This window comes from Pimelobacter simplex (assembly GCF_900114845.1).
Classification (GTDB): domain Bacteria; phylum Actinomycetota; class Actinomycetes; order Propionibacteriales; family Nocardioidaceae; genus Nocardioides; species Nocardioides simplex.
Genome location: NZ_FOUK01000006.1, coordinates 391,576 through 397,715 on the forward strand (window position 1 = coordinate 391,576; position 6,140 = coordinate 397,715).

4 protein-coding genes are annotated in these 6,140 nt (G+C 71.9%); all 4 read left to right on the forward strand.

Annotation, left to right across the window (positions count from 1 at the left end; translation table 11 throughout):
- Positions 1 to 29 precede the first annotated feature (29 nt).
- Positions 30 to 878 (forward strand): LLM class F420-dependent oxidoreductase, encoded by an 849-nt coding sequence (locus tag BM223_RS24150; protein ID WP_038677052.1) that lies wholly within the window; start codon positions 30 to 32, stop codon positions 876 to 878.
- Complete coding sequence (locus BM223_RS24155) at positions 875 to 2,119, forward strand: hypothetical protein (protein WP_038677050.1); 1,245 nt, start codon at positions 875 to 877, stop codon at positions 2,117 to 2,119. Before BM223_RS24150 ends, BM223_RS24155 begins: the two co-directional genes overlap by 4 nt.
- A gap of 246 nt (positions 2,120 to 2,365) precedes the next feature.
- Positions 2,366 to 4,438 (forward strand): fibronectin type III domain-containing protein, encoded by a 2,073-nt coding sequence (locus tag BM223_RS24160; protein WP_082003547.1) that lies wholly within the window; start codon positions 2,366 to 2,368, stop codon positions 4,436 to 4,438.
- Positions 4,439 to 4,497: 59 nt separating this feature from the next.
- Positions 4,498 to 6,140, forward strand: a 1,643-nt coding sequence (locus BM223_RS24165) for a purple acid phosphatase family protein (protein ID WP_075018736.1), incomplete at its 3' end; no start/stop codon positions are given.

Sequence of the window (6,140 nt, forward strand, 5' to 3'; positions counted from 1 at the left end):
TTTCTAGAACACGTTCCTATTGTGAGGACATGCGCAACGGCATCGTCCTCTTCACGTCCGACCGCGGCATCACGCCGGCCCGCCTCGCCCAGGCGGCCGAGGAGCGCGGCTTCGACACGATCTACGTCCCCGAGCACACGCACATCCCCGTGCGTCGCGACGCCCTGCACCCCACCGGCGGCGAGGACCTCCCGGACGACCGCTACCTGCGCACCCTCGACCCGTGGGTCTCGCTCGCCACCTGCGCCGCCGTCACCGAGCGGATCGGGCTCTCGACGGCGGTCGCGCTGCCGGTCGAGTCCGACCCGATCACGCTCGCCAAGACGCTCGCCACGCTCGACCACCTCTCCGGCGGGCGGCTCACCGTCGGCGCCGGCTTCGGCTGGAACACCGACGAGCTCACCGACCACCACGTGCCGGCGGCGAAGCGCCGCACCGTCCTGGCGGAGTACCTCGGCGCGATGCGGGCGCTGTGGACCGAGGAGGAGGCGTCGTACGACGGCGAGTTCGTCTCGTTCGGCCCGAGCTGGGCCTACCCGAAGCCCCCGCAGGGCCGGATCCCGGTGATCATCGGCGCCGGCGCCGGCCCCAAGACGATGAAGTGGATCGCGGCGCACGCCGACGGCTGGATGACCACGCCGACCTCCACCGACGTCGCCGCCGGCGCCGAGCTGCTGCGCAAGGAGTGGGCCGACGCGGGCCGCGAGGGCGAGCCCGACGTCCGGGTGCTCGTCGCGAAGCGGCCCGCCGCCGAGGACTTCGCCGACTGGGGCGCCGCCGGCGCCTCCGAGCTGATCTGGGGCGTCCCGGACAGCGACGAGTCCGCCGTGCTGACCTATCTCGACAAGCTCGCCGGACGGCTCGGGCTCAGCGCGTGACAAGCCGGTACGCCGCGCTGTCGCGGGCCGAGCTCGCGACGCTCGTCCCCGAGCTGCTCCTCATGGGCCAGCTCATCGACCGCTCGGGGATGGCGTGGTGCATCGCGGCGTTCGGGCGCGACGAGATGCTCCAGGTCGCGATCGAGGAGTGGGCCGCGGCCAGCCCGATCTACACCCGGCGGATGCAGGACGCGCTCGGCTACGCGCCCGCGGTGGCCGGGCAGGGCGACGTCGTCACCATCTTCAAGGGGCTCCAGCTCGACATCGGCGCCCCGCCGCAGTTCATGGACTTCCGCTACACCGTGCACGACGCATGGCACGGCGAGTTCCGGCTCGACCACTGCGGCGCGCTGATGGACGTCGAGCCGATGGGCGAGGACTACGTCCGCGGCATGTGCCACGACATCGAGGACCCGACCTTCGACGCGACCGCGATCGCGACCAACCCGCACGCCCAGGTCCGCCCGATCCACCGGCCGCCACGCACCCCCGCCGACCGGCACCCGCACTGCGCCTGGACGGTCACCATCGACCCCGCCTTCCCCGAGCCGGAGCCGGTCCCGGCGCTCGCCGTCAACGCCGGCTCACGCGCGGCGACGCTCGCGCTCGACCCCATCGACCCCGCCGACGAGGGGGTCGCCGACTACACCGGACCACTGCTCTCCGACGTCGACTTCGCCGCCTTCTCGCACTCCGCACTGGTCCGGATCGCCGACGAGGTCTGCCTGCAGATGCACCTGCTCGACCGGGCCTTCGCGCTCGCCGTCGCCGAGCGGGTCGAGACCGACGCCGAGCTGGTCAAGCTGCGCCGCAAGCAGCTCGTCGGCATCGCCGGGATCGGTGCCGAGCGGCTGGCCCGCGCGCTCGACCTGCCCCGCGACCCGGCCGGCGCGCTCCGGGCGATGTGGCTGCACCCGCTGCTCAACCCGGCGGCCTACGTCTCGGCCGGCCTCCTCCCCGACGAGATCGCCGTGACCCCGGGCCCCGCCGACGAGGACGGCGCCTGGATCTCCCTCTGCGGCCCCGACTGGCCCGAGGCGCTCCGCGCGATCGCCCACGCCGTCGCTCCCGAGCTCGACGCCCGCATCACCGCGGCGCCCGGCGCGGGGGGCGGCTGGCGCGTCCAGGTGGTCGAGGGCGAGGCCCGGCCCGAGGCCGACGAGGTCGCGGTGACCCGGTTCAGCACCGGGGCGACCTTCGCCTTCGCGCCCCGGCGCTCGCTGCCCCTCACCGTCGCCTGAGACGGAACCTCCGGCGAGCTGGAGCTGAAGCCTGCGCCCACAGTGCGTGAACGCCCGGTGACGCTGCCGCCTGCGGCCCTCTGAAGGCTCACCAAAAGTTCATTTCGCGCTGCTAGCTTCCGGCAGTCTCGCGGTCCCCGCACGCCTCGGCGTCCGGGGACTGCGTGCTGTCTCGGGACCGATGGCACACCCCCCCGCCCGTACGCCGTCATGCCCTGACGGCACCCGATGGAGGACACACCCCCCATGACCCCCACATCCCGACAGCACCGCTCCCGGTGGCGCAGGCGACCGGCCGTCGTGGCCGGCGGCCTCGCGCTCTCGCTGGCCGCCGGCGCCGGCCTGGTCTGGGCCGCCGGAGGCGGCCTCGCCCCGCCGGCCGTCGACCCGAAGGTGGTGCACGCGCCGCTCGTCGTACCGGACCGGATCGTGCTGACGCCGACCACCGACCCCGCCACGTCGCAGAGCGTCTCGTGGCGCACCTCGGCCGCCGTCACCACGCCCAAGGTCCAGCTCACCCTGGCCGGCACCGGTGTCGCCAAGCCGAGCAGCACCGTCGACGCGACGTCGACCACCTTCACCGCCGACCTCGGGTACGACGTGCGCCAGCACTCGGCCACGCTGACCGGCCTGCAGCCGGGTACGACGTACCTCTACCGGGTCGGCGACGGCGAGACCTGGAGCGAGTGGCTCGAGTTCGAGACCGCCCGCACCGGCAACGCGCCGTTCTCGTTCATCGTCCAGGGCGACGCGCAGAACGACATCAAGTCGTACGTCTCGCGCACCTTCCGCGCGGCCTACGAGGCGCGCCCTTACGCCAAGGCGGTGCTGCACGCCGGCGACCTGATCGACACCGACGACTCGGACGCGGAGTGGGGCGAGTGGTTCGGTGCCGCGGGCTGGTCCAACGGCTCGATGAACGTCATCGCCGCCGCCGGCAACCACGAGTACTACCCGGGTCCCGAGCTCGCCGAGCACTGGGGCGCGCAGTTCGAGTACCCGCGCAACGGGCCGGAGACGACGAGCCGGATCGCCCAGCTGTACAGCGAGAACGTCTACTACACCGACTACCAGGGCGTCCGCTTCATCGCGCTCAACAGCAACTTCCCCGGTGACCCCGAGGCCTTCGCCGCGCAGACCGCGTGGCTCGAGGAGGCACTGAAGAACAACCCGAGCAAGTGGACCGTCGTCACCTTCCACCACCCGGTCTTCTCGGTGAGCTCGGGCCGCAACAACGCGGCGATCCGCGACGCCTGGCTGCCGCTCTTCGAGAAGTACGACGTCGACCTCGTCGCCCAGGGCCACGACCACGCCTACGGGCGCGGCAACCTGGTCGCCAACGAGTCCGGTCTGCCGGCCGGGGCGAGCGCCGACAGGAGCAACAAGGGACCGGTCTACATGGTCTCGGTCGCCGGACCGAAGTACTACGTGATCGACCCGGTCGGCGACAACAACTGGACCCAGAACGGCGCGCACCTGCGGACCTCCCTGGCCAACACCCAGCTCTACCAGCTCGTCGACGTCACCGACGGCGAGATGCACGTGGAGAGCTGGAACGTCTCCGGCCAGATGGTCGACGCGTTCACGATCGCCAAGGGCGCCGACGGCACCAAGCTCGTCACCACCGACACGACGCCGCGCGCGTCCGGCCCGGGCTCGACCCGCGGCGGGATCGGCCGCCCCGGGCTGCCCGAGCCCGCCGTCCCGGGCGAGAAGCCGACCGAGCCGGAGACCCCGACCAAGGTCGTGCCGGTCGTGCGCGCCACGACGTCCCAGCAGCGCTACGGGACCACCGCTCCGGTGCGGGTCTCCGCGACCATCGCGCCCGTCGCCGGCGCCGTTCCCCCCGGCACGGTCACCTTCCGCACCGGGAGCCGCGTCCTGGCCACGGGCGTGCGGGTCACCGACGGCACCGCCGCGCTGACCCTGCCGCGCGACCTCGCCGTCGGCAGCTACGCCATCACGGCGCAGTTCGTCCCCACCGGGACGGGCTTCGAGACCGGCACGTCCACCGCGACGACGGTCCGCGTGGTGAAGGCATCGAGCACCGTGACCATCAGCGGCCTGCCCGCGAAGGTCAAGGCGAAGGCCCGCCGCACGCTGGCGATCCGGGTCGCCGTCCCGGGCATCGCGGCCCCCGCCGCCACTGTCACCGTGCGCGTCGACGGCCGCGTCGTCGCCACGCGCACCGTGACCGGCACTGTGAGCATCAAGCTGCCGAAGCTGCGCCCGGGCAAGCACAAGGTCACCGTCGACTACGCCGGTACGGCGAACGTCGCGGCGTCCCGCGTGGTCAAGAAGGTCGTGAGCCGCCGATGACCACCCACCCTGCCCCGAGCCCCCACTCCCCCGCTCCGAGCGTTCCGAGAGGACGTCCCATGCTCGACTCGTTCCGGCGCCGCGTGCGCCGGCCCCTGGGCACGATGGTCGCGGCGACCGTGCTCGCGACCGGCGCTCCGGCGCTGGCCGCGGTCGCCGTGCCCGGACTCGCGCCGGCGGCCACGGCCGCCGTCCACGACCCTGCCGTCACCTACAAGCCGACCGTGGTCCCCGACCGGATCACGCTCACCCCGACCAGCGACCCGAAGACCAGCCAGAACGTCGTCTGGCGCACCTCGGAGGGCGTCCGCGAGCCCAAGGCCGAGCTGCGGGTGGCGTCGAGCCTGACCTACCAGAACGACCAGGCGGTCTTCGTCGCCGACCGCAACACCAAGCTGACCACCGACCTCGGCTACGTCGAGGAGTTCCACAGCGCCAAGATGACCGGCCTGCAGCCGGGCACGACGTACCAGTACCGGGTCGGCGACGGCACCAACTGGAGCGAGTGGCAGCACTTCACCACCGAGGCCGCGAGCCCCGAGCCGTTCTCGTTCATCTACTTCGGTGACATCCAGAACGGCATCAAGTCGCAGGCCTCGCGCGTGGTGCGCAACGCCTTCCGGGACGCGCCGAAGGCCCGGATGGTGCTCCAGGCCGGTGATCTGGTCGACGACGCCGAGAGCGACGAGCAGTGGGCCGAGGTCTACGAGGCCACCAGCTACGGCCTCGGCACCAAGCAGTTCATGATGGCGCCGGGCAACCACGAGTACGACGGGACCGAGCTGTCCCGGCAGTTCTCGGCCCAGTTCACCTACCCGGCCAACGGACCGACCGGCACCGGCCCGGCGTACGACGAGCTCGCGGGCACCGTCTACGCGACCGACTACCAGGGCGTGCGCTTCATCGCGCTCAACAGCAACGCGAGCTCGGCCGAGCCGCTGGCCATCCAGACCGCGTGGTTGAAGGACCAGCTGAAGGACAACCCCAACAAGTGGACCGTCGTCTACTTCCACCACCCGGTGTTCTCGCTCGACGAGGGCCGCAACAACCGGGCGATCCGCGAGGCCTGGCTGCCGGTCTTCGAGCAGTACGGCGTCGACCTGGTCCTCCAGGGTCACGACCACGGCTACGGCCGCGGCAACACCGACGCCGCCGAGAAGGACCTGCCGAAGAGCTGGAACACCGACCTGTCGTACGACGGCCCGGTCTACGTCGTCTCCAACGTCGGCGAGAAGCAGTACAAGCCCGGCTCGCGCGTGTGGGACGCCAATGACGCGCACCTGCGCCGGATGGGCGGCGGGCTGCAGCTCTACCAGGTCGTCAATGTCGAGAACGGCAAGCTCCGCTACGAGTCGCGCACCGCCGACGGCAAGTACTACGACGGCCTGACCATCGTGAAGAACCAGCACGGCAAGGCGGTCACCGACGACCGCAAGCCCGACGTCATCGACCCGACCGACCCGGGCCCGTGCCTGGGCTGCGAGAACCCCGAGAACCCGGAGAATCCCGAGAACCCGGGCAATCCGGACGCGACGTACGAGTACCGGCACGAGAAGGAGCTGCGCTCCGTCGACCCGGCTGCCGCGCGCCTGCCCGCCGGTGTGGCGTTCTCGCAGGAGCGCGACACGCTCTTCCTCGGCGACCAGAACAGCCGCACCATCTGGGAGATCGACCCCGCCACCGACAAGGTCCTCCACACGAT